The sequence below is a fragment of the Paenibacillus sp. FSL R5-0701 genome (genome assembly GCF_037973995.1).
GTDB lineage: Bacteria > Bacillota > Bacilli > Paenibacillales > Paenibacillaceae > Paenibacillus.
This window is the reverse complement of record NZ_CP150230.1, coordinates 3,490,257-3,514,781: the sequence shown is the minus strand read 5'-3', so window position 1 is coordinate 3,514,781 and position 24,525 is coordinate 3,490,257. Positions and strand designations below refer to the sequence as shown.

General features: G+C 44.4%; 23 protein-coding genes. 6 read left to right on the top strand and 17 right to left on the bottom strand.

Features of this window, described 5'->3' with window-relative positions; all coding sequences use genetic code 11:
• Positions 1-67 precede the first annotated feature (67 nt).
• Positions 68-1,021 carry an ABC transporter substrate-binding protein gene (locus MKZ13_RS15540; RefSeq protein WP_339185203.1) on the top strand — a complete coding sequence of 318 codons (954 nt, stop codon included), beginning with the start codon at positions 68-70 and terminating at the stop codon, positions 1,019-1,021.
• Positions 1,022-1,193: 172 nt separating this feature from the next.
• A complete protein-coding gene (locus MKZ13_RS15535) occupies positions 1,194-2,918 on the top strand; it encodes an AraC family transcriptional regulator (RefSeq protein ID WP_339185201.1) in 1,725 nt (574 codons plus the stop codon).
• Positions 2,919-2,953: 35 nt separating this feature from the next.
• Here MKZ13_RS15535 and MKZ13_RS15530 read toward each other — a convergent pair whose 3' ends face one another.
• From MKZ13_RS15530 to MKZ13_RS15520, 3 genes are all read right to left on the bottom strand, one after another.
• Complete coding sequence (locus tag MKZ13_RS15530; protein ID WP_221821161.1) at positions 2,954-3,604, bottom strand: hypothetical protein; 651 nt, start codon at positions 3,602-3,604, stop codon at positions 2,954-2,956.
• Between the two features lie 195 nt (positions 3,605-3,799).
• Positions 3,800-4,831: a ketopantoate reductase family protein gene (locus MKZ13_RS15525; protein ID WP_221821160.1), complete on the bottom strand. Its 1,032-nt coding sequence runs from the start codon at positions 4,829-4,831 to the stop codon at positions 3,800-3,802.
• A 13-nt stretch (positions 4,832-4,844) separates the two neighbouring features.
• Entirely contained in the window at positions 4,845-5,591 is a 747-nt protein-coding gene (locus tag MKZ13_RS15520; protein ID WP_221821159.1) for an acetoacetate decarboxylase, read from the bottom strand.
• A 151-nt stretch (positions 5,592-5,742) separates the two neighbouring features.
• Between MKZ13_RS15520 and MKZ13_RS15515 the strand changes: the two genes are divergently transcribed.
• A complete protein-coding gene (locus MKZ13_RS15515; RefSeq protein ID WP_221821158.1) occupies positions 5,743-6,630 on the top strand; it encodes a LysR family transcriptional regulator in 888 nt (295 codons plus the stop codon).
• Between the two features lie 87 nt (positions 6,631-6,717).
• Here MKZ13_RS15515 and MKZ13_RS15510 read toward each other — a convergent pair whose 3' ends face one another.
• The gene (locus MKZ13_RS15510; RefSeq protein ID WP_339185199.1) at positions 6,718-8,124 is read right to left on the bottom strand and encodes a glycoside hydrolase family 4; all 1,407 of its coding nucleotides are present in this window, start codon (positions 8,122-8,124) and stop codon (positions 6,718-6,720) included.
• Between the two features lie 176 nt (positions 8,125-8,300).
• On the opposite strand from MKZ13_RS15510, the gene MKZ13_RS15505 reads away from it, so the two are divergent.
• Positions 8,301-9,152 (top strand): AraC family transcriptional regulator, encoded by an 852-nt coding sequence (locus MKZ13_RS15505; RefSeq protein WP_221821156.1) that lies wholly within the window; start codon positions 8,301-8,303, stop codon positions 9,150-9,152.
• A gap of 98 nt (positions 9,153-9,250) precedes the next feature.
• On the opposite strand, the gene MKZ13_RS15500 is transcribed toward MKZ13_RS15505, so the two are convergent.
• The 6 genes from MKZ13_RS15500 to MKZ13_RS15475 form a co-directional block, all read right to left on the bottom strand.
• Complete coding sequence (locus tag MKZ13_RS15500; RefSeq protein ID WP_339185197.1) at positions 9,251-10,375, bottom strand: phosphotransferase; 1,125 nt, start codon at positions 10,373-10,375, stop codon at positions 9,251-9,253.
• Positions 10,376-10,548: 173 nt separating this feature from the next.
• Positions 10,549-12,015 (bottom strand): family 1 glycosylhydrolase, encoded by a 1,467-nt coding sequence (locus MKZ13_RS15495; RefSeq protein ID WP_339185195.1) that lies wholly within the window; start codon positions 12,013-12,015, stop codon positions 10,549-10,551.
• A gap of 41 nt (positions 12,016-12,056) precedes the next feature.
• Entirely contained in the window at positions 12,057-13,994 is a 1,938-nt protein-coding gene (locus tag MKZ13_RS15490; protein ID WP_339185193.1) for a beta-glucoside-specific PTS transporter subunit IIABC, read from the bottom strand.
• Positions 13,995-14,152: 158 nt separating this feature from the next.
• Positions 14,153-14,467 carry a PRD domain-containing protein gene (locus tag MKZ13_RS15485; RefSeq protein WP_339185402.1) on the bottom strand — a complete coding sequence of 105 codons (315 nt, stop codon included), beginning with the start codon at positions 14,465-14,467 and terminating at the stop codon, positions 14,153-14,155.
• A gap of 79 nt (positions 14,468-14,546) precedes the next feature.
• Complete coding sequence (locus MKZ13_RS15480) at positions 14,547-15,002, bottom strand: CAT RNA binding domain-containing protein (protein WP_339185191.1); 456 nt, start codon at positions 15,000-15,002, stop codon at positions 14,547-14,549.
• Positions 15,003-15,234: 232 nt separating this feature from the next.
• The gene (locus MKZ13_RS15475; RefSeq protein WP_339185189.1) at positions 15,235-16,167 is read right to left on the bottom strand and encodes an ArsR family transcriptional regulator; all 933 of its coding nucleotides are present in this window, start codon (positions 16,165-16,167) and stop codon (positions 15,235-15,237) included.
• A gap of 208 nt (positions 16,168-16,375) precedes the next feature.
• On the opposite strand from MKZ13_RS15475, the gene MKZ13_RS15470 reads away from it, so the two are divergent.
• A complete protein-coding gene (locus MKZ13_RS15470) occupies positions 16,376-17,884 on the top strand; it encodes an alpha-N-arabinofuranosidase (protein WP_339185187.1) in 1,509 nt (502 codons plus the stop codon).
• 554 nt (positions 17,885-18,438) lie between these two features.
• Here MKZ13_RS15470 and MKZ13_RS15465 read toward each other — a convergent pair.
• From MKZ13_RS15465 to MKZ13_RS15440, 6 genes are all read right to left on the bottom strand, one after another.
• The gene (locus tag MKZ13_RS15465) at positions 18,439-19,020 is read right to left on the bottom strand and encodes a hypothetical protein (RefSeq protein ID WP_339185184.1); all 582 of its coding nucleotides are present in this window, start codon (positions 19,018-19,020) and stop codon (positions 18,439-18,441) included.
• A 137-nt stretch (positions 19,021-19,157) separates the two neighbouring features.
• The gene (locus MKZ13_RS15460) at positions 19,158-19,721 is read right to left on the bottom strand and encodes a GNAT family N-acetyltransferase (RefSeq protein WP_339185182.1); all 564 of its coding nucleotides are present in this window, start codon (positions 19,719-19,721) and stop codon (positions 19,158-19,160) included.
• A 73-nt stretch (positions 19,722-19,794) separates the two neighbouring features.
• The gene (locus tag MKZ13_RS15455; RefSeq protein WP_339185180.1) at positions 19,795-20,814 is read right to left on the bottom strand and encodes a CocE/NonD family hydrolase; all 1,020 of its coding nucleotides are present in this window, start codon (positions 20,812-20,814) and stop codon (positions 19,795-19,797) included.
• Complete coding sequence (locus MKZ13_RS15450; RefSeq protein ID WP_339185178.1) at positions 20,801-21,448, bottom strand: GNAT family N-acetyltransferase; 648 nt, start codon at positions 21,446-21,448, stop codon at positions 20,801-20,803. Before MKZ13_RS15450 ends, MKZ13_RS15455 begins: the two co-directional genes overlap by 14 nt.
• Positions 21,445-22,230, bottom strand: coding sequence for a MerR family transcriptional regulator (locus MKZ13_RS15445; RefSeq protein ID WP_339185175.1), 786 nt, complete (start codon positions 22,228-22,230; stop codon positions 21,445-21,447). Before MKZ13_RS15445 ends, MKZ13_RS15450 begins: the two co-directional genes overlap by 4 nt.
• Positions 22,231-22,394: 164 nt before the next feature.
• On the bottom strand, positions 22,395-23,309 hold the full coding sequence (locus MKZ13_RS15440; protein WP_339185173.1) for a DsbA family protein: 915 nt from the start codon (positions 23,307-23,309) through the stop codon (positions 22,395-22,397).
• 133 nt (positions 23,310-23,442) lie between these two features.
• Here MKZ13_RS15440 and MKZ13_RS15435 point away from each other — a divergent pair, with 133 nt between their 5' ends.
• On the top strand, positions 23,443-23,790 hold the full coding sequence (locus MKZ13_RS15435) for a helix-turn-helix domain-containing protein (protein ID WP_339185171.1): 348 nt from the start codon (positions 23,443-23,445) through the stop codon (positions 23,788-23,790).
• A 162-nt stretch (positions 23,791-23,952) separates the two neighbouring features.
• On the opposite strand, the gene MKZ13_RS15430 is transcribed toward MKZ13_RS15435, so the two are convergent.
• The gene (locus MKZ13_RS15430; RefSeq protein WP_339185169.1) at positions 23,953-24,486 is read right to left on the bottom strand and encodes an NUDIX domain-containing protein; all 534 of its coding nucleotides are present in this window, start codon (positions 24,484-24,486) and stop codon (positions 23,953-23,955) included.
• Between the last annotated feature and the right edge of the window lie 39 nt (positions 24,487-24,525).

The window sequence follows — 24,525 nt, the reverse complement described above, 5'->3', positions numbered from 1 at the left end:
GGCACCTATAATTACGTTGTAATTGATAATGGTTATCAATGAGAAAAAGAGAACTTAGGGGGAAACAATGATGAACAGTACAATTAAGAAACACCTATTCATATGGGGAGCATGCTTCCTTCTTCTATCCGTCCTTGCAGCATGCAGCCGTTCGGAAAGCGCTCCTTCACAAGAAGCTGTGAAGACCAACGAACAAACGACAAAAAGCTATACAACCCAAACAGGCGAAGTGATTGAAATACCCACTCAGCCGCAACGGGTGATCTATCTTGGTTCAACACTTGGAGATCTCCTCGCCATGGATATTCCCGTCGTTGGAGCCAATCTGATTCATGCTTCCGAAAGCTATATTGTAGACCGATTAGAAGGTATTGAGGATGTCGGAAATCCTGGTGATTTGGAGGCAATAACAGCCTTGCAGCCTGACTTGATTTTGAATGGTTATAACCAAGATGCTGACCGAAACACCGCTTTTTCGAAGATTGCGCCTACCATTCCGTTCAACTCGGCGTTACCATTTACGGAACGCGTCCGCGAACTTGGCAACATTTTTGGCAAACAGGATGAGGCAGAGCAATGGATCAGCAGATTTGATACAAAAGCGGAAGCGATGTGGGACAAGCTGAATGTGGCAGAGGGCGAGACAGCGACCATCTTCTTGCAGTTGGGTAAACAGCTCTATGCGATGGGCAATCGTTCATTGGGTGTAGTCTTGTATCAAGAGCACGGATTTGCAATTCCACCAGCAATCCAGCAAAACATTATCGACAAGGAGCTAACATTCGTCGAACTTTCGGAAGAACTAATGCCGGACTATGCAGGAGATCATCTCTTTGTCCTAACGCTGGATAATGACGAAAGTCGAGCTGAATCTGATCGGTTGTTACAGAGCACACTATGGAAAACATTGCCGGCCGTTCAGCAAGGACACGTTTACACAGCATCAGCCGATTGGAATACCGACAACCTGCTGGCACTGGAGCAATTGCTTGATGAACTACCGAAATGGATGAATCAATAATATCGCATAGATAACGTCAAAAATCCTCCAACCCCTTTGGGTTATGGAGGATTTTTGGATTTTGTAAACTTTTACTGCGTGTAATAAGGTCTGTAACGAAACATTCTCTAACGTGTAAAATGTGGTAAACTAGTAATTGAGAATTATTATCACTAGATCGGAGTGCTCCAGAATGCAAATGGCTTCCCTTTACATCCAACTGCAGCAGCATGATCTGCTTCAGCTCACACCACTGCAGGAAACCAATCATCATAATCCATCAACCAAGAGCAAGGCTGCCAATGAATATACATTGCTTATTGCTCTGGATCATGGAATTCGGCTGTTAACAAACAACATCTCCCAAGATCTGAGCCAAGGCAGTTGTATTCTGCTCCCTACTCAGCAATCATACATTGTCAAAACGATAAAAGAGCAAGCGCATATAGCTCGGTTTACCTTTCTTGCTTTTCAAGTGGATCAGTTGACTCTGCTTCCGGCTTGCCCTCCTCTTATTCTGGGCTTTCCTTACAGGCTGTCTCTTTCTACTATAAAATTGGCGTTGACAGGAGAGGACTGGATCTCTCCGCTGCCTTTGCAATCAAACAAGCAAAATCGGTTGCAGGAGAAGAAATTTACGCCTACGCATCATTCAAAATCAGCAGTTACTCAGGTCCGGCTGCAACTGATACTTAGCCTGATGGCTCAGCTAGAAAGCGCTGCTCCGCCAGTGCAAAATGATCAAGCGGTACAGCGTACACTCAGCTATATGGAGCAGCACTACAACGAAGATCTTACCGTAGAGCTTTTGGCCGAAATGGCCGGCATGGTACGATGGCAATATAGCAAATTGTTTAAGGTGATGACTGGCAAGAAGCCGACGGACTACCTGACAGAGATTAGGGTCCAGCACGCTAAAAGACTACTGTCCCGTTCTACCGAGACCTTACGTGAAATATCCCGACAAGTCGGTTTTAAGGATGAGTATTATTTCAGTCGACGCTTTCATCAGCTCACAGGACACCCTCCCCGGGAATACGCCAATATACTAAGACGTACCAGGCAAAGAACGATAACCGATTCCCTCGGCAGGCAGATTTCCCTCCCAGATGCGGCTATACGAATCGTGGCCACAGGTACCAATACCCTTGGTGAGTTGCTTGCTATCGGTATCCGTCCAGTCGGCGCGGGTATAACTACAATGAAATCACAAGTCATATATCGAAACAAACTGCATCAGATCCCGGATATTGGACTGCAAGGCGTACCGGAACAAGTCTCCCTACTGAACCCTGATCTTATACTGTTAGGCAACTATAGTGAGCAGCAGTTACCTCGACTGGATGCCATTGCCCCTACCATCGTTTATCACGAATCAACCAGCACTTTTGAGCGTCTTCGTTATATTGCGGATCTTTTCGGTCGAAGCAGAACGGCTGAACAGTGGATCGACCGCTATGAGGAGAGTGTCAGGAGGATACGGCGACAATTGGCGGATGATTATATTGCAGGAGAACGAGCAACTGTTTATCTGGTGCTGGGCAGAAACATATATGTTATGGGACAGACGGGATTTGCTGCTACCGTGTATGAATCACTTGGCTTTCGACCCACTGAATCCGTAAATCAACTGATCATTAATGGCAGACCTTGGATACAAATCGATCACAATAAAATCACACAATACGCTGGAGACCGAAACTTCGTGATGATACCTCAGAAGGAGATGCATTTAAATATTCCTTCTCCACTCCAAAGTTTGGTTGGCATGTTGGCACCCGGTAATGTATTTGTAGTAGAAGCTGGCTGGAATTACGATGATCCTCTTACGCGTGAGAGGTTACTGACGGTTCTCCCCTCTATTTTTGCTAAGGAAGGACTGGCACCTGTACTAGCAAATGGAAAAAATAAACCGTGAAGCACGGTTTATTTTTTCAAAACATTTTCACCATCTTACGATATGTGTTCAACAACCTCTGGTAATACTCTTTCGTATTCCTTATATAAAACATAACGATTAACACCTCTGGAAGAGTTAAGTGCTTCATGCGCGTGCTGAATAGCGGTATCACGGTTTTCTGCTTTGAGTTCAATACCCGCGAGCAATGTTGATCGCATCCACTGTTTTTTAATGGATTGAAGTCTTTCAAGCGCTACTTCACTTTTCCCGTCTTCCAAGAGTAGAATGGTTTCGTAATATGTACGGTAGTCCGATAAGCCGATATGAGGTACAGCTTGCCGAATGGCAAACATATCCTTGCGATATAATCCGTGAGCTGCCTTGAACTGTGCTTGTGTTGTTCTTCTCTTATATTTCTGCATAATTTGCTCCATAACTAGTTCTACCTCATCATCAAGTCTGTTTGCAAGAACATAAATAATGTATGTCCCAGGTGTATTTTGTTGCTTGGATAAAAAGGACTCTAAACGATCTATACGCTTATCAAATACTAAAGGATAAAAAACATGCTTAATAAACGCGATAAGAATGGTAACGACTACAACCCCCACAATCAGAAATAGAGGATATTCGTTTATTTGCATAAACAAGACAAACATTAATACAACCAAATAAAACCCGAATTCCCACCAAGAGTACCTCATAATGAATCTCCTTCGAATAGAAAAATAACCAGCAAGTCTACATTATATCAAATTTAATCCCCCTTTTTGTATAATATTAGGAAACAAAAATTACAAAGAATATTCTATCCGTCGTAAATTCAAGCCTGACTAGATTTACTGATGCAACAAAAAAGCCGCTATATTAGCGACTTTCAGTTGAAATAATTGAAATTATTATTGTGCACTTAATAGTTCTTCAAAAGCTTTTATGTTCGTGTCAAAATCAGGAACGGTTCGCGTTTCTTCAGCAGATTTGACCAGTTTTACAACTAAATCATTATAAGGTGTCACAATTCCAGTACCTTCTGCCCTGCTGGAAACAACCCCGTTAATATAATCAATCTCTGTTTTGCGGTTTTTCTCCAGATCTTGAAGCATGCTTGCTTTGAGCAGTCTGGAGGGCTCCATCACGTAACGTAATGTTTTCACCCGTTCAGGAATATCTTCTGTGCTGTTCAGTTCGAGTGAAGCGATGTCGAATCCATTCATTTTAACCAAAGTGACCCCATTGGCACGAGCAACTTTAATCGTCTCGTCCGCAATATGAGCTGCACTCACAATGCCGGCTTCATGATCGATAATGTCTCCGTATTCCCCATTCAATGCAGCGGACAAACCACTGAATGCATTGTTAATCAACAATTTGGACCATTTGGTTCCAACCAGGTTATCGGAAATATGTGTTCCACCCACAAGATCCAACACCGATTTCACACGTTGAATTCGTTCGGTGATTTCACCATTTAATTCGCCAATCTGAAAAGCATACTGCTTAAATTGAGTGTACTCGGTAGTCAGACTTGATACACCTGGTTCAATGAACGTAGCGCCAAATTCAACGGAGCCTGCAATGACACGTTTTTCACCCACGATGGACGCCACTTTTTCTTCCGGAATCCCGTTCTGCAAGGAACACACCATACTGTCTTCTTTCAAAAATGGAAGTAATTCCTGAAGAATTGAATCGTTATAAAGTTGTTTGGTTAATAGTAAAACGAGGTCATACTGTCCTGATTTTTGATCAGGAGTAATTGCGTTTACTTTGGCCTGAAACTCTGTAGTACCTGTTACTCTAGCACCTGTCTGATTTAAAGCATTTACATGTTCCTGATATGCATCAATTAACTCAACGTCCAGTCCCCCATCCGCAAGGTATGCCCCGACGATGGTTCCCAAAGATCCTGCGCCTACAATTGCAATTCTCATTTTAATTTCCTCCTTATTTTTCTTCCAGATAGTTATATACAGGTTGTGCTGCGTTTAAGGTTAGGTTGGTAAGGATATGAGAAGCGGACACCACTTCCAACACAGGCAGATCTGCAAGAGGTGCAAGCGCATGTTCGAACAGTTGAAGTCGGGCAGGTCCTGTCCAAGCTTCCTTCACTTCGATGTCCGTAATTTGAGTACGGATCAGATCACATATTCTTAAATTCCCGGTATAGTCCGTAGCAATCTTAATCATAAAATTAGGTCGGCATATTTCACGTTTGGCGAACTCCTTATCCATCTCCACATGTTTATAGCCCATCGTTGCCGTGGCTACACGCAGCGTCCCATAATCTAGTGTGCCAACAAGTGTATCTGAATCGGTATACAACTTGGGCGCACCCAGCTTTTTCGGATAGGCGGTGAGCTCTCGACCACTTGCAATCGCGGGGAAATTATCTACATACATCGAATGTACATAATCGCCTTCCTCCCCATTGAATTGTACAGGGATAACTTGTCCAGCTTCTGTATAAGCACCCAGTCCAGAAACATCTGGCATCCACATCACTTCGAATTTAACCAGTGGTTCCGTAATTTCGAGAGGTTCTGGTACGGCTGCCCACAACGCTTTTTCATCAGTTCGGTAAATAATATTCAAGTATTCACGATTCACGAATTTGTACGGTGGCATCGGGTATGCCGGAGCCGTTAGGGGTGTATTCAGATTTTTAGCTATGTTATTCACATCGATTTTCATCAAAGACACCTACCTTATAAATTTAGTTGAATTTTGTTAGTTAAAATTTGATCTGTATCTCATAAAAAAATTCTACATCAATATTTAAATTTAATATAATACATAATAAGTACTATATATATTTATCAGAATAAATAAGGAGTGCAGATAAATGGAATTGCTTCAGCTCAAATACTTTCAGATCGTTGCCTATACTGAGCATATCTCCAAGGCAGCTGCGCAATTGAATATTGCTCAACCTTCCCTAAGCTTGACGATTAAAAGACTTGAGGATGAACTGGGTACCCCTCTATTTCATAGGAGAGGACGAAACATTCAATTGAATCCCTCAGGTGAAATTTTATTGAAACATGTGAACAGGATTTTTATTGAAATTGAAAATGCAGAGATGGAGATTAAAGCGGAGGAACAGCAAATATCCAATACAATCCGGATCTCAATTACGAATACTCGGTTCCTCACAGGTCTCATTAGTGACTATATCAACGGTTCCCCCGAAACCAAGCTTCATCAGGGTATTGGGACCCGCAGTGAAATTATTACAGGTTTGAAGAAAGGTGACATGCATCTGGGGATTACGGGGCATCCGATTCAGGATGAGGAGATTGAGAGTGTTGTCCTGGTTGAGGAGGATATTGTTCTGGTTGTGCCCACGGATCATGCATACGGCGGAGAGACAAGAATTTCATTAAATGTTGTTGCAAATGAGCCCTTTATTGCCCTTGCCGATAATAAGGAGTACAGCCGATTTACCACCATGCTCTGTGAAAAAGCAGGTTTCCTGCCCAATCATGCATTTGAGGTCGATTCTCATACCCTGCTTGAAATTATCAGGCTTAATCAGGGTGTTGCATTACTTCCGATCTCCGTATGTAGAGCACTGGGGTTACGTTATGTAAAAATTGCTGATGATTCCGCTATATATCCAATTAGCCTCTCCTGGGTCAAACAAAAATGGTTATCTCCTGCTGTAAGAGAATTTCGTAATTTTATTACTTCGTACTATGAAGACCATGCTGGATTGTTTAAAGTGGAGTAGGATTTCTTGATACATGACAAACGATAAAAACAAAGACCACGTAGTCCCTTGGAAGGAACCGACGTGGTCTTTGATCGTTATCTACTCTTAGCTATACTGCAGTCTATCCTTGTACCAAACGTCAGGAATCATCTTACGCTCCAATTCCAACAATTCATGGATGATCTTGTCCGCGTCACTGATGGAATTCACGAGCGGGTCGGTGAGCATCGCCCTTCTCAGCTTCTCGTAGCTCTGTTCCAGAACAGCTTCAACCGTAAGCTCATGCGTATCCAGTACAAGTTCTTGCATCCCTCTAATTCCGCGCGGCATTTCGCCTACATGGAGTGGCTTCACTCCATCCATATCTACATCGCACAGGAGTTCCAGGAACGAATCGTTATTCATATTGGTTACGGCGCCTTGATTGAGCGTATTGATAAAGAACTTTTTGCCCAAGTTCCCCACCATATTCTCAATGATGTCGGTCGCATGATCCGGTCCAAAGGTGCTCATATAATCGGCAATCGGGATGTTCCCTGCAAGAAAGTCATCCACCTGACGCCACATTTCGTCATGACGCTCATGCCTGTCCTCTGTCTCCCAGATCGATAATGGAGGAATGGTGTCCGCAGTTTTGCCGAGACCCTGCCAATACCGCACGTATTCCTTCGTATGCGCCGTACAAGTGGGAATGATTCCGAAAATATCATATAGTTCAAAGGTAATCGCATCGTTAAAAAGAGCTTTTGCGCCGCGATCACCGCCGTTATTCTCATCACCTGCCAGCTTGCGCATGGCTTCTGCAATTGTGGGCATCACATTTTTTCCTTCATACTCGGCTTTGAGCAGCCAAGTGAAATGATTAACACCCGCGATACGAAAATCGAATTTCTGGTTGATCTCTTCGGTGAACTGGCTTGTATTTTCAATGATTCCGGCTCGTACAGCATAATAGGCTTTTTTATGCGGCATATGATGACTATCGCACAGCGCAAATGATTTGAGACTGGGTGCATATCGATGTAATGCGATGCCATGAACGGTAGACGGGTTAATATAATTGATCACCCAAGCATCCGGACACAACTCCTCAATGTCTTTAGCACATTCCATAATAACCGGCAGTTCCCGCATCGCGCGAAAGATTCCACCAGGGCCAATTGTATCGCCGGAACACATACGAATTCCATACTTTAGAGAAACCTGGCAGTCAATGCCCCGATATTTCACCGATTCTTCCGCAAAGCTGAGCACAACGAAGTCGGCTCCCGGTAGTACCTCTCTTCGGTCCACTGAACCCTCAATCTTTAGGGATACGTTGTTCTCCTTGGCGACCATCTCCGCTAGTTTTACCATTTTCGAAAGCCGTTCCTCGTCCGTATCCACCAAAGCCAGCGTTCCCTGATTCAAATATGGGGAGTGTACCATCTGCCAGATGGACTGCCGACCAAAAAACAGGCTGCCCGCCCCAATAACAACTACCTTTGGATGTTGTGTACTTGTAGCATTCATCAATAACCCCTCCTCTTAACGATATAAGTTCATTATAGGTGAGTGAGCTGGAATCGGAATGTGTGATAGTTTTCAAAACATGTCATATCGTACGATAGTTAACAAGAGATAAATCCTTTGTTATGATAGTGAAATATAAAGGATGTCATAAAGTCGAGAGGATTAGGTTGGATTAGATGCACACAGGAACTGTAAATATGAGTATAATCGACGAACTTTCGGAGTATATCACACTTCGCATGAGCTCTTATTTGGAACAAACGCATGACGGCAATTGGACGGAGCACAAGTCTCATTCCGATTATGATCTGTGGTTCATTACAGCAGGCTCCCTCAAGATTACCATCGATGGAATCGAGCATATGGCGAACCCGGGTGACGTCGTGTTTTTTTATCCGGATATGCCCTACACGGCTTCCACGACTGGAGAGTTGTGCCGATTCGTATACATGCACTTTGATTTCAGCATCGCTGAGCAGAAACGAATTCTCAGCGAGTTTCAACTCCCAGGCATCGTACCTGGCAATCTGATTCAAGAGGAATCAACGCTGTTCACCTCGTCCTATCGAAGATTCAAGCAGAGTAGCGGCGCTTCCGCCAGTCCACTTTACTTGAAAGCCTCTCTGCTTCTCGTCATCGCCAAAATTTTGGAATTACACGGGCAAGGCCTGTATCACGGTGAGTTTCTGAAAGACCGAAAACCGAGGAAGATCGAAGGAAGTCTGGAGGTTCTGCAGAATGTCTTTCCATACGTGGATGCAAATCTGCATCGTGCCATCCGAGTTAACGAACTTGCAGATATTGCCGGCGTCTCTGAGAAATATTTTATTTCTTTGTTCAAAAAAATTCTCGGTATTACACCGGGGCAGTATATCAATCAGATCAAAATGAACCGGGCGAGAGACTATCTGTACGAGAAAAAATATACGATCCAGCAAATTGCCGGATTTCTAGGTTATCCCGACCCCTTTACGTTCTCCAAAGCATTCAAAAAATTCTACAACGTGCCCCCTTCCAAATTCGAATAACATGCCGCAGACAAACAAAGAGGCAACCGGTCAATCCGGCTGCCTCCCCACTTGATGAATCCTTGGTTATTCAGGGTTTAGTTTACGTACAGCTCCCTTCAGCGTTCCTCATACTCAAAAGGAGCTTCAGTGGAATACATCTCATGGAAAAATCCTTTATACGGTATAGCCTCTTCCAGACATTTAATGAGATACAACAGTTCTTCGTTAGCTTCTGGTTCTTCGCCAGCACGCTGCATTTCCTCAAATTGACCTAGAATATTCTCCAAGAGAGTGACTTGAATAAATAAAGGCAGCTTCTCCAGCATCGAATCTTCGATCTTGGTTTCGGAAGTATATCCAGCGAGGGCGGTTTGGAAATAGTCATCCATGAACTGTTTGCGTTTATCCGCATCCGGCTCAAACTGAATCCAGCCGACGCCGTGCGTCCATAGATCTGCCAGATCATACATATACCAACCGAAGCATGAATTATCAAAATCATACACGGTGATCTGACCGGTATCAAAATCGATCGAGTAATTCCCGTCATTATAATCAAAATGGATCATGCCGAATGTCTCTTGGTTTGTATCCAAACCTTGTAAGGTATTCAGGAGCTCAACCATCTTCTCCTTAAGCAGAGGGAATGATTCAGGTACCAGATTATCGATATATTCACCGCTGTAATTGTCAATCAAATGATGCCGGCGATGGACGGGAGTGTACCCTTTCGATAGTTGATGCATCCTGCCCAGAACTTTTCCGCTATTATAATAGTATTCGCTAATTGGGACCCCTTCACGGTACTGATAATGGTTTTCTACCAGCAACTTCCCCTTGGCTTTTACAAACATACAGATAAAGAACGTATGCTCATTATAAGTGATCTCTTCTAACAGATGACCCTTTTTCGAGCTAACTACATTCGAGACACTTGCACCGTGCTCAAACAGATACCGGACATACTCCAGTTCGGCCATGTAATCTGCCCGCTTTCTGTCAGGCAAAAAAGACACCCGTAGAATTAGCGATTTACGCCCCTTTTGCTCGCAAGTGTAAACGACATTACGTCCACCCTCATGAGGCGGAATAAGCTGAATATCGTAACCCTCCAGGTCAAACAGCTCGGATACCAATGCCAGTATATGCGTATTGCTAATGTTAACAGCTTCGTTAAAGTTAATTATGATCTCCTCCAGTAAACATTGTTGGGACGGTTTCCCGCACTGCAATGTCCACAAAAGGAATCCCTGTAACGCAAATATCCTTTTGTGAACCTAAAGCACAATCACCTTGTTAGACATTTAAAATTCACTCCTTTTGTTTGAATACCGCCATTATACCTAATTCATCCCAAAAAAACCATGAAAAACCGCCCTGAAGGGCGGCTTGTAAGAGATAAACGTTTTATTTATTAAAGAATCTCTCCATTGGACTCGATAACTTGTTTGTACCAGTAGAAGGAATCCTTGCGGGTTCTTTCTAATGAACCATTGCCGGCATTGTCTTGATCTACATAAATGAAACCATAACGTTTGCCCATTTCAGAAGTGGAGCAGCTAATGATATCGATAGGTCCCCAGCTAGTGAAACCCATCAATTCAACGCCGTCAGCGACAGCTTCTTTCATCTGTTCGATGTGGCTGCGCAAGTAATTGATGCGATAAGGGTCATGCACTGCCCCGTCCTCTTCCGGTGTGTCGATAGCTCCCATCCCGTTCTCAACGATGAAGAGCGGCATACGGTAACGATCATACAATCGGTTCAGCGCGACGCGAAGACCAATCGGATCGATAGGCCATCCCCATTCAGTAGCTTTCAGATGAGGGTTTTTGATCTGACTTACCAGCATACCTGAGTTGCTGTTGTCATTTGGGTCATATTTTCCGATATACGTCATGTAATAACTGAAAGCAATAAAGTCCACGGTATTGTCCCGGATAATGGCATCATCCTCAGGAGCTTTAACCAGTTCAATGCCATTTTCCTCAAAATATCTTTGCATATAGGATGGGTATTCGCCCCGTGCCTGTACCTCTGGGTAGAACAGGTTCATCTGATCTTCCTTCATCGTCTGCAACACATCTTCCGGTTTACTAGAAGCAGCATACGTTTCCAGACGGCAGATCATGCAGCCAATCTGAGCATTGGGCATCTTCTCTTTACCACTTTTGACAGCCAGTGAGCTTGCTACAAATTGATGATGCGTTGCCTGATAGGCTACCTGCTCCGGTGTACCCTTAATTTTATCTTCCAGAATGCCGCCGCCAGTATACAGACTTGTCAGCATCATATTCATTTCATTGAAGGTAATCCAGTATTTCACTTTGTCTTTGTAACGGTCAAACAGCGTATTGGCAAATTTCAGATACAGATCGATCATCTCGCGGCTTTCCCAGCCGTTGTATTTGCGGGTTAACTCTACGGGCATCTCGTAGTGAGAGATCGTTACGAGCGGCTCAATGCCGTATTTCAAGAGTTCATCGAGCACGTTATCATAGAAGGCAAGACCAGCTTGATTGGGAACTGCTTCTTCTCCTGTCGGGAAGATCCGTGTCCACGCGATCGAAAGACGAAACACTTTGAAACCCATCTCCGCAAACAAGGCAATGTCTTCTTTGTAGCGGTGGTAGAAATCCACGCCGTTCCGTTTCGGGAAATATACGTCTGTGTTACCGCTCAGGTATTCTTCCAATTGAACAGAATCGACGTCGAAGGTGAAATCCTTGCCATTGCGCTCCTCATGAGGAACGAATGGAGCCATGTCTGAGGTAGAGAGTCCTTTGCCGTCTGCGTCATATGCACCTTCGAGCTGATTGGCAGCAGTAGCTCCGCCCCATAAAAATCCTTCGGGAAATGAGTGTTTAATCGTTTTTGTCATATTGTTTCTCTCCTTTTTTGTATGTGGTATTCATGAAGCTGTCAACGAACGGTGAGGAGAAGCAATTCATTCATTGGAATCACCCCCTTCACCTGAACTGGTACTACATCGAGGTAATCCGGCGTATTGGTTACGATGACTGGTGTCACAAGATCAATACCCGCACCCTGAATGCCATCCATATCAAATTCTAGAAGCAAATCACCCTTCTTCACTTCTTGTCCGGCAGCAACCTTCACGTCAAAATATTTCCCTTTGAGCGACACACTGTTTAGTCCAACATGAATGAGAATGTCGATTCCACTGGATGAGGTCAGCATAATCGCATGTTTACTTTTGGCAACCAACGTGACGGTTCCGTCAAAAGGAGCTGTAACACGTCCATCCTGCGGACGAATGGCAATACCTTTCCCGGTCAATTCCTCGGCAAACGTTTGATCCGGAAGCTCTGATAGCGGCACCAATTCACCAATGAGCGGGCTGAAAACCTCCCCTTTCTTTTCCTCAATGGAATGTACTGTTACAGATGTCACCATTTCTTGAGAAAAGGCAGTGGTTGTCTCCTGATCCTGTTTGGTTAATGTTTGTGTTGAGTCGGACATGGCGGAATTGCGTGTATTTGGCTCATCCCATTTGAGCAGCAAAGTCACCACGAAGGAAACGCTAAAGCTGATGCCTATTCCGATTAATGCATACCAGAAGTTGGACATGCCACCATTCGGCCCAATGTATAACGGAAGTGAAAGCAATCCTGGTACAGCAAAACCGAAGCATTTCAGACCCACTGCGGTAATAAAGCCACCCCCTGCTGCTCCACCGATGAGTGAAGCGTAAAATGGTTTTTTCAGCTTCAAGGTGACACCGTACAGTGCGGGTTCAGTAATGCCAAGCAAGGCGGATATACCACTGGATAAAGCAATGGATTTCATTCTTTTATCTTTGGTCTTGAGGAAAACAGCCGTGACTGCACCAGCCTGGCTCATATTCGTTATCAGGTTGATCGGCTGCAAAAGTACGTCATATCCGAGTTTGCTCAGATTCTGCAATGTGCCTGGGAAGAACGCATAATGCATTCCCGTCATAACAATCAGAGGCATGAGGCCGCCAAGAATAATGCCGGTTAACGGACCCGAATGGGCAAAGAGCCAGGAAGTGCCCATTTCCAGATAGATGCCCATGTAATTCCCTAGGGGGCCAATCGCAATTAATAGAATCGGCACCGTGATGACTAGTACAATCATCGAGGTAAAGATGACTTTGACCGGACCGGGAATAAAACGATCCACCCAGCGATGTACATAACTCAGAAGCCACACGCCCAGAATAATGGGAATAACGGACTGGGTGTAATTCACAATGGACACGGGCAGCGAGAGAAAACGAATCGGTTCAAGCTGGTTTGCCAGATACGCATTCAGCATCGTAGGATACAATAAAGTACCTGCAAGCGTCAGGGCGATATATTCATTCACTTTGAACTTTCGGGCTGATGATAGAGCCAGAAGAAAAGGCAAGAAATAAAAGGCCGCGTTTGCGATGGAAGACAGAACTTGATACTCACCGCTTTTCTCCTGTATTGCTCCAAGTGTAACGAGCAATGCCAGAATCCCCTTTAACATCCCGGTACCTACGATGGCAGGCAGAATCGGAGTGAAAATGCCGGAGATCGTATCCAAAACAGCATTAATCCCTTTAGAGCGTGGCGCGTCTGTTTCGGGCTTCGATATGCCACTCTGCTTCATCTGATCCTCGATCTGCTCATATACGGCTGCAACCTGGTTGCCAATGACCACCTGAAACTGATCGTTTTGAAACTGTGCGCCGAGCACACCATCGAGTGCTTTGATCTGTTCCAATTGAACTTTGTTTTGCTCTCGAACGTTGAAACGAAGCCGTGTGATGCAATGCCAGGCTTGGGTAATATTCTCTTGCCCTCCTGTTAACTGGATAATTTCTTTGGACAACTCCCGATGATTCATGCTGCTTCCTCCTTTTTTGGCGAAAAAAAAACCAAATGTAATACCGGCCCGCTGCAGATGCGGAGTCGGAAACATTTGGTGGTGCCTGATCGAATCAGTAACACTCCATATTCAATTCATATTGATGATGGTATAACTTCAAACAGGTTGTATGGAGATCAATCCGTAGCGGTACGGGATGTCACTCTCTCGATGTGGATCATGAGATATACCATCTCATCGGGAGTAATCACGAATCCGCGTTGCTGCTCCATCGCCTCCTTTATTTTGAGTGCGCATTGGAAACTGACAGGATATCGCTCCGACAATACATCATATAGAAATTGCTGATCTTTAAACGAGAGCACTTCCCGGTTCAACTGACGAACAATAAAGTATCTCAGATGGGTGATGAACCTGGAAAAATCAGCAGATTCCTGATTCAGTGCCATTCCAAAATGTTCTGTCATGATACCTAAAATGTCATTAATCATCTGTGTAATTTTAATCGTTTGGTTCATACTGCCCGAGTCGAATTGTGAGTTCACGAAATGAAGGGCAATAGAGCTTGATTCACCAGATGGCAAATGAGACTTGAAAAGCATCATTGATTTTTCGAACTGCCCATTCTCCGGCACGGTATTCGGCAGGATATAGATGGCGAATGTCCCAATGAAGCGGATTTTGCACATCCACGCCTTTTTTGAAACGATCCAGCGCAAAATGAATATGGTCCGCAAGTGTTAACAGGATCGAGTCATTCAGCTTTTTTCCGATTATCGTCTTGCCTTCTTCAATAATCTGATCCGTAATATCGATGACTTGCAGTGGGATATCACTGAGAAATTGTTCAACTCGCTGATATTTATCATTCGAGCCAATTCGGAACATTTTCTGGATCTGGCTCTGCTCAATCGGCTGTCCCTTTACTTTTTTGAAGCCAACACCCGTTCCGATGACAATGACTTCGTAGCCTTCGGCGTCTTCCGCCAGTGCGATGTTGTTATTTAACGATTTTTTAAACCTCATGATGCAATCACCCCCAGTATGCAAAAAGCACCACCAATGTCCAATTCACAAGTAATAAACAAACTTGTGGAATCCAGACTTTGGTGGTGCCTGATCGAATCAGTGACACTCCTTATATAGCTGTATCTTATATCAGCTATGTAATCGTTGTCAATACCATTACTCTGGAATTGTTCTGCAGGTGGTTCATCGTGGAACTTTCCCTCTATAAACTGACATCAAAACGAATAACCTATTCATCTGGAGTCTTGTTTTCCCGAGCATCATAATAGTATCGAATCAGAATATCCTGATCATAGTTGCCAAAACCTTTGCCAAACAGGGTAAGTCCGCCTCGGCCAGCTACTCCCTCTTCTGGCTTCAATCCAAAGGTCCAATAGGTGGATGCACCAAGATTCAGGTCTTGAACACGCACGTCCGAGATGCGCTGACCATCCATAAACGTGCCTTCCCCGTTAATACGCAGCATTTTCAATACACCATACTGGTTGACGTCCAATTTCCACCATAGTGGTGTATGTTTACCTTTCCGATCCCCGAAATCGCCAGGGCTTGTCCAGGTTCCGAGGTGATGACCATTAAGGGAAAAACGGATGTCGGAAGGCCAGTTTTCATTAACTTGGGGAGCTTCCGAACTGAGTTCGAGTGAAATTTCAATTTCCTGGAGATGCTGTTCTGTATTCAGATAATTGGGAATCTTATATTCCAGAAAACCTCGTGCCAACCAAAGAATACCTGCATTGACCCGATCCGGGTCCATGAAGCAGGCCGGGGTATCATATTGCCCAATCATCTGCGTTGTTGTTGCAATGCCACAGGTGGGCCAGGCTTCGTAATCCGTATACTGACCAACCGGAATAGAGACTTCATGAAAAGGAGCATCAACTGGTTCAGGGGAGAGATTAATAGTCATAAATTCTTGCAGAATAAAACAGTATTTATACGTTCCGCCGTTCTCCCGTTTCATTCGGCTGCCGACAATTCCGGCTTTTTGCAGCTTGCTGACATGTGTACTTACAATAGCTTTGCTCAGAAAAAGCTCTTGGGCAAGCGCATTGATATGCATTTCTCTGTTTTGTAGCAGCAGGCGCACAATGTTTAATCGGGCTTCACTTCCCAGTGCCTCGTAAATTAGCAATGAAGCTGCATCTGTCCCAAGCATCATGATGTTCACTTCCTTTTTGAGTAAAATCGATCTATTTCAATCTCAGGATTCGTTATTTAGCGAACTCATCAAAATGAACTTGCTCAATACATAAGCATTATGATACATATTAGATAACAAATCAATGAATTGATTTTGCTTTTAAGCGAATTCAATATCGCTGTTACTTCTTTCAAGAATATGAATTCATCCAATGGAGGTACTTACCATGCTTACATCCAAAATGCTTATCGATAAAGACTTTCAGATTGCTGAAGTAGATCCGCGTGTCTATGGTTCATTTATAGAACATCTGGGACGGGCCGTATACGGCGGTATTTATGATCCAGGTCATCCTACTGCAGATGCTCAAGGGTTCCGTCAGGATGCCATTGAAGCGATTAAAGCTTTGAACGTACCCATCGTTCGTTACCCTGGTGGCAATTTCGTATCCGGTTACAACTGGGAAGACGGTGTGGGCCCGGTAGCGGAGCGCAAACGCAGACTTGAACTCGCTTGGTGGACGATTGAAACGAATGCAGTTGGAACAAACGAATTTGCAGATTGGGCCAAACTCGTTGGAACCGAAGTGATGATGGCTGTAAATCTGGGTACTCGCGGTATTGATGCGGCCAGAAACCTGATCGAATACTGCAACCACCCATCTGGCACATACTGGAGTGATCTGCGTATCTCTCACGGTTACAAGGACCCGCATAAATTCAAAACCTGGTGTCTAGGCAACGAAATGGACGGCCCTTGGCAGATTGGTGCAATGACTGCATATGAATATGGGCGTATTGCCAATGAGACGGCTAAAGCGATGAAATGGGTAGACCCGGATATCGAGCTTGTGGCTTGCGGCAGTTCCAGCCGTGACATGAGTACATTTGCAGATTGGGAAGCAACCGTGCTGGATCTCACCTATGAAAATGTGGACTACTTGTCCCTGCATCAGTATTACAACAACAATAAAGAGAACACGTATGACTTCCTGGCGACATCGCTGGATCTGGATCAATTTATTGATAGTGTGGCTTCAATCTGTGATTTTGTACAAGCCAAGAAACGCAGCAAAAAGAAATTAATGCTGTCTCTGGATGAATGGAATGTCTGGAAATCCATCGGCACAAGCCGTATGGAAGAACGTTGGCAGATTGCGCCTCCAGAGTTTGAAGATGTGTATACACATGAAGATGCACTAGCTGTGGGTTGTTATCTGATTACCATACTTAAACACGCCGACCGTGTAAAAATGGCTTGCCTTGCTCAGTTGATTAACACCATTGCACCAATCATGACGGAAAATAACGGAGCGATCTGGTTCCAGACGACCTATTTCCCGTTCATGCATGCATCCAACTTCGGTCGTGGTACGGTGTTGCGATCCATCACCTCTTCACCTAAATATGATTCCAAAGACTTCACAGATGTGCCTTATCTCGAAGCAATCAGTGTGCATGATGAAGAAAACGGCACGATCACAATCTTTGCGGTGAACAGACATCTGGATGAGAAGTTGGAACTGAATGTGGATCTGCGTTCCTTCGGAGAAACCACATTTGTGGAGCATATCGTATTGGAGAACAACGACTTGAAAGCCACCAATACCAAAGAAAACCCACGTAACGTTGTTCCTCACAACGGCGGATATACAACGGTTGATCAGGGTAAAGTGCAAGCAGTCTTGAACAAAGCATCATGGAACGTGATTCGCCTCAAAACCAAACAAGCTTAAAGGCTTAATAACAGCGGAATAGAATCGGTTTCCACTCTGCAACAACAGCAATGCTTTTCGCACCGCGTGCAGCTCCCAGCGCGCGGTGCTTTTTGCTGTATGACAATGGTCGGTCGAACTACATGGTATCAAATTTAGATGTTAGACGCGTATTTGAAACCTCAGTTTTCATTCCTCGCAACGAAGGAATTTAACGAACACAGGAGAAGTTATGATGCAGAATCAGCCCCTTTTCACCTACATTTTGCAGCAAATAGGGTGTGTCTTGTTCGTTAGAATTTTAACGGCTTGATATTGACCCGAATAAGGTTTCTGAAGTTCGTTAGCGCTGAGCAAGCATACTATATTGAGCTGGTTCGAACCTCATATACAGCATAAGCAAATAAGCCACCCTCCGTTTGGCTTACGGAGAGCAGCTTGCAGTTAAGCATCTAGCGGAGAAGATAAGGAACAGACCAGATCAGAAAGAAATCAGATCACCCAACATACTAGCAATGCTTCTTTCCCAAATGCAACGCAGGTTGTGTTCTATTTCACGATTTTCATTTCAAGTATTATCCTTGTTGTGCTTCCTCGTCACCTTCGGCTTCAGCCTGAGCTGCTTGGCTTGCTGGAGTCATCAGCCCTTGAACTGCCCCCATAAATGGCTGAATCTGCTTAATCATGCCATACCCCATTTTGACCACAGGTGTAAACCGCTGGATCATGCCAAACAACCGCATACCACCGCCTAACATACCTCCAATTGAGCCTGCACCACCAGCTCCGCCGAAGCCACCTAACAACGAGCCTAGCATAGGCATGAAAGAGGATACCTGAGCTGGCCGAGACGTTGAACGAGACATCGACCGGGATCGCACCTGCGACTTACAAGTACTGTTCACCCGTTTACGGTTCCGAGAGGAGGCTGTTTTTCTCTTCACCCCTGCTTTAGGTTTGGTTTTGCGAGCACTGCCTTCAGATGAGGTTGCTGTGATTGCAGCCTGAGTAAGCTTTCCGCCCCCGGTAAGCACTACGCCTTCGCTGTTAACGCCAGAGATGTACCCGACGTACGTTTCGCCATTATGAAGAGTCACGCAGACTGGGCGATCCTTGAGCCGTTTCACCCGGACGTGTATTTCATTGGTTTTAGCCATGGAATTCACCTCACTTGACTTGATCTACTTCAGTCTACGCAATGGGTGGACGACTTGCCTGTGCGATAGTACATCCGTGTGCCGAAATTGAAAAATGACCAGCGCTTTATTGGATAAAGTAAAATCGTTTGAGGGGTCTAATTCTTCCGGTAAGCAACCTTGTGAAAAGCATTGATATAACGAAACAGTGCCTCACCATCGTCAGGCACATGCGTACTTCTATCCAATGGCAGCATCATTGCCTGATATGGTTCTGGCACCATTCTATATTGATGGACATAGGAGGTCAGGATGAACCCGTTGCTTTGCCAGAACTGAATGCGTTCCTGATGAGCCCCCGTTGTCCCGGACTCCGCCTCGATAAGGATCCCTCTGATCTCATGTTCCCTTAACGCCCAGGCTCTGAGCTGCTCCAGCATCCAGGTTCCTATGCCCAACCCGCGCAGCTTCTGATCAACTGCGAGGTAGTCAATGATCAGAATGCGGTCCACAGCCTTCCCCTCTAGTCCAGTAACAGCCATCGCAACCACTTTTCCCTGATGCACGCCCGTGTGTAAATAACCAACCCCTCGGTCCAGCATACTGCGCAGAATCACTTTTGTCTTCGCACCGCTTTGAAAGGCCTCATGATAGATCCGCTCCATCCGTGCCCACATTGCTTCATCCCACTCCTCTATAGTAGTAAACTCTAATTCCAGCATCTCGTTCACCTCCAGAACTTTATTATACCTTCTAATACGAATCGATATAAAATCGGTGCTCAACCTGTTCTCTTTATAACGCCAATTTGGTCAGGAATTGTTCAATCTCGTCCATATACCCAGCGGTGGTAATACTTCTTGGAGCAAAGAGGAATCTCAGCCCCATTCTCCATTCCGAGCCTGCAATGGATGTAGGAAGCATCGAATGCTCTGTGTTTTGGAGAATCTTCTCGTGAAGCAAATACGACGGCTTGACTTCCTGACGATATGCACGCTCGGTATCCTTGATATCGACATTGACGTCATCTTCTCCAAGCAATAGCAGGACTGGTGTTTTGAAATTGTGCAAATCCTCCGTTGCATCCACTGTGAAGTTTTTACTCACAAAGTTCCAACGATCCTTATTCATCTGCTCCTCACCTTGACGTGCAAGCCTAATGTATTCCTCATAAGAACCATGACGTTTCAACACATCATTGATCTTGTTATTGTAATCCACCTGTGCTTGTATCTCAGCGGCCGAAAATCCATCCTTGGCCATTTGACTCCTTGTGTTGTATTCCCCCTGTCTCAGCCAATTGATCGCTGGAGAAACGAGAATACTAAATGCGAGATTTTCCTTGCCTGCAAGCTTGGGAATGACCCACCCTGCCTGACTCGCTCCCCATACACCAATTTTGGAACCATCAATCATCGGCTGCTCTTTTGCCCAAGCGATAGCTTGCTCGGCTCCAACTACGCGATCATCGATGCTTTGATTCAGCCAGTTGCCTTCGGAACCACCTATGCCGCGTTTGTCCAGCGACAACGAAGCGTATCCTAAGGAAGCAAGGCGCTCCCACAATGGCTTATATCCATCACTATGTGCCGAATCAATCGGACCATCACCATGGATGAAAAGCACGAGTCCCAGCTTGCCTGATTCGTTCTCAGGCAGAGACAGTGTACCTGTCAGTTTGCCTTGTGGGGTTTGAATTTCGATGTGTTGTTCGACTATACTGTAGTCCTGTTGCACAATAATGTACGTTCCTGTACCAACAATTAATAAAATGAAGACGACTAGTGAAATCCAGATTCCTTTACGTTGAAGCATGATATTCTCCTTTGCGGGTCATATAATTCCATTGTTGTTCACCGAGAAGCATGCCGGTCATCCAGCTTTTTGTACTGTTTTGTGTGTGAAACTGCAAACGTTCGTACATCTGAATGGCTTTCAGGTTGTAACTTGCCACATGCAGACTGAGATACGACATCTGCGGGGATTGCAGCATGTATTGCTGCGCCCAAGCGAGTAATTGTCTGCCGATTCCCTTGCGCTGATGTTGTGGATGCACAACGATATCCTCGATGTAACATTCCTGCGTCACAGGTTCGTGTTTCAGCAAATGAATTCCGGTTAACAGTAGGAGGCGTCTCCAAGCGCTGATGTGATTGCAAGCGTCCCACACCTGGGAACCCTTCACCTTTCCAGAGCTCTGTTCATGAGAGCCTGGTTTCCACTTCAACGACATCGTGCCCACAATGACATGGTCTTCTCGTGCGACCACGCGCAGATTTCCAGTATCTCGGGGAACATGATGCAGCATCTGCTCAAAGGCTGTAGCCAGATCTGACAAGGACATTGCAGTGGATCTCTGGAATTTATGTCCCAATCCATAAGCCATCAGTTCGCTGGCTATTTTGTAACGATCAGGCTGGAGGTGTTCAATCTGAACGAGATGTGTCATAAGGATACCTCCTGTTCTGTTATGATCTGTGACAGTAATTCATAATGAAGCTTGTCGGGTGTGAACAACGATAAATACGATTTTTCCACCATGAGTAGCGGCCCCTGACAGACATACCCCACCTCTTCGGCGTTAGCATAAAAATGCTGAATGTGAGCAGTCAGTTGTTCTTCATTTTCCACAAATAGATGACAGGACAGGTACGTACCCGCTGGCAGCATCAGATGATGCATTCCTTCCTGAGTGGGAGTGTACATGCCTACGATGCCGGACGAATCGTAGACATAATGGAGATCTTTTTCAAACAGATTGGTGATCTTGCCTTTGTGCTGTACAAGTGTCTGCGCATTCAGCGTGGCAGTAGCCTCCATCTCAAACCATAGCGATAGCGGCGTGGCTTCGCGCTGAATGATGTTATATGCTGTCTCCATCGGATCGGCAAGATTTGCTTTTTCCTCCAACAACTTCTCCATAAAATGCTTGGTTTCCTGAAGTTTCTTAATCTCGGCTTCGGTATCGGTCAGTGCCTGATGAAAGAGTCGTGTGATCTCTTCGGGAGTCAGACGTGTAAGACATTCTTTGATCACTTGAACGGACAGCCCCATCTTACGCAGCAATAAAATATGGGCAAGCCTGTATACTTCATCCATGCCATACATCCGGTACTGATTATCACCTGTGTAAGCCGGATGCAACACTCCTTTTTCCTCAAAATAACGAATTTGATGTACCGATACGTGCATCAGCTGGGCCAATTCGCTAATTGTAATTTCAGCATTCACTGTCATCTCCACCTTCGCTGTTCTTCCTGTACATAGCATAAACCTTAGGTCAGACCCAAGGTCAAGCCTCGTTTTCAATTCAAATCAGTTTTTCCGCAGATGTACAAAAAAAGCAAGTCATCTCGCTGACCTGCTTTGGATTTGATTTCTTGTATTTTCCTGCCTCAGATATGCTCAATATACATCTCATTCAAAATATAACCCATACGACATGTGTGCTCTGCCAATTCAGATTTCACATATGATTCAATATCAGTCTTTTCGATACTGTACAAGACCTCCATTTCTTTAGAAAAAAGAAGGTGTCCTTCATTGATTTTCTGCTCCAACGAGATTATCTGTTTGGGTTTCAGATCACCACCGAGCACCTGCTGAAGTGCTTGCACATATGTTTCAAGAGAACGCGCTCCGACAATTTTTATACCCTGATTCTCTTCATTCACAATGATAATGGATGGGAAACCTCTAACTCCCAAACCAGCGACACGCTCAAAGTCTTCCTCTAATAAATCTTGTGCAGATTGCTGTGCAGCCGCCTCAACCACTTCTTTTCCATTCAAGCCCAGTTGATTGACGATATCCGTCAGCACATCATCTTCTCCAATATTTCGATTAAATACAAATACGGCTTCACGCACACGTCTTAAAAAGTCCTGCTCTTTACCAGGGTGTGTACTCTGAATGACCTTAAATACGCGAGATGGCGGATAAGAAGAAAGTATTGGATTATCATGCCATAAGGAACCGTCGATGGACATGCGTGAATGTTCACCCACTTCCTTCCAATGCGCTGCAACGTCCGAAGGTTTCTTAATCCCGTTAGCGCCATCCGAGAAACCATTCCAGTTAGCCAGTAGCCCACCCATTTTGATTTGCAGCGTAAAATAATGGCCGTATTCCTCAATAAACCGATGAAGCACAGGCTCAAGCGCCCAGCAGTGAGAGCAGATCGGATCTGTTGCGTAATAAAGAGTTATCCTTTTCTCAACGTGATTCAGATTGATTTCTTGCATCGCCTCTTCCTCATTCACACCACATACGCCTGTTTCCAGATCACACATCATAGATTCGTTACTCACGTTATCCCGCCTTTATATTGTCTTATGAATTGATTTTCTTGTGTTAGTTTGATTATAATGTCTACAATCTTCTGAACAAGTACGATTCTTTTTCTGACTTAGTATCAAAAAGTATACTATTGGAGGGTATTAAGTGAAATACGAGTTTAATTTTGATCAGTTATGTCCAGCGACTTATGCATTTCAGGTCATTGGAGGCAAGTGGAATCTTCCGATCCTGGCAATCCTCAGTGAAAATGACTGTATACGTTACAATAAATTAAAAAGAAGACTGCCTGGCATTACCGGAACGATGTTAACGAACTGTTTGAAGGATTTGATTCATTCCGGCATCGTGCATCGGGAGCAATATAACGAGGTGCCACCGAGAGTGGAGTATTCGCTCACAGAATCAGGCAAGGAATTGGTTCCTTTAATTGAATCCATGGTAATGTGGGGTCAGAAAAATATGACAGCAGGCGTGAAGCAACAAGATATATAACTCCTGGCCTAATGTAACCCCTTATCATAGATGTTCATTATCTAATCGCTCTGCACAATTTGTTCAACGGCAAAAAGACTATTTCACTGGACCATCATGTCCTTTGAAATAGTCTTTCCTTTATAAATACAAGACGGCCGCTTGTTTACGACGTGTACACATCTAACTATTCAGGTCGTCATCTTCCTCATTTCCTAAATACATAACCGTTTTTTCTCCCTCAACCAATCTAATGATCTGCTTTCGTAATTTTGAAGGAAATAAAGGTAGTTCGTTTATATTTTTAATTTCGAGCCATTCATATTCCACTTGATTTTCGTCAATTGGCAGAATAGAACTATCTTGGTCTATCAATCCTATGTACTCGCATAAAAAAACAAAATCTACACGATGAAGAGCTTCACCGTATACCCCTTCAATGACAAATTCCAGTGATAACGGTTCTACATCTATTCCGATTTCTTCCGCAACTTCACGCTTCACAGCATCCGTCAAGGTTTCACCTGCATTCTGGCTCCCACCAGGCAGGATGTAGATGACTTCATCATTATCATCCTGCTTCATTGCAAGCATTCTCCCGTCTTTAATGATCAATGCTTTTGCAGAATTTCTAATCTTTCTCTCCATTGCTAATCCCCCATATATATCTGTATCATGTTGCTGAAGGTTGATTCCATTTAACATCACGATCTCCATGAAGAATATCTTAACACATACATCTAAACAAATTCTGAA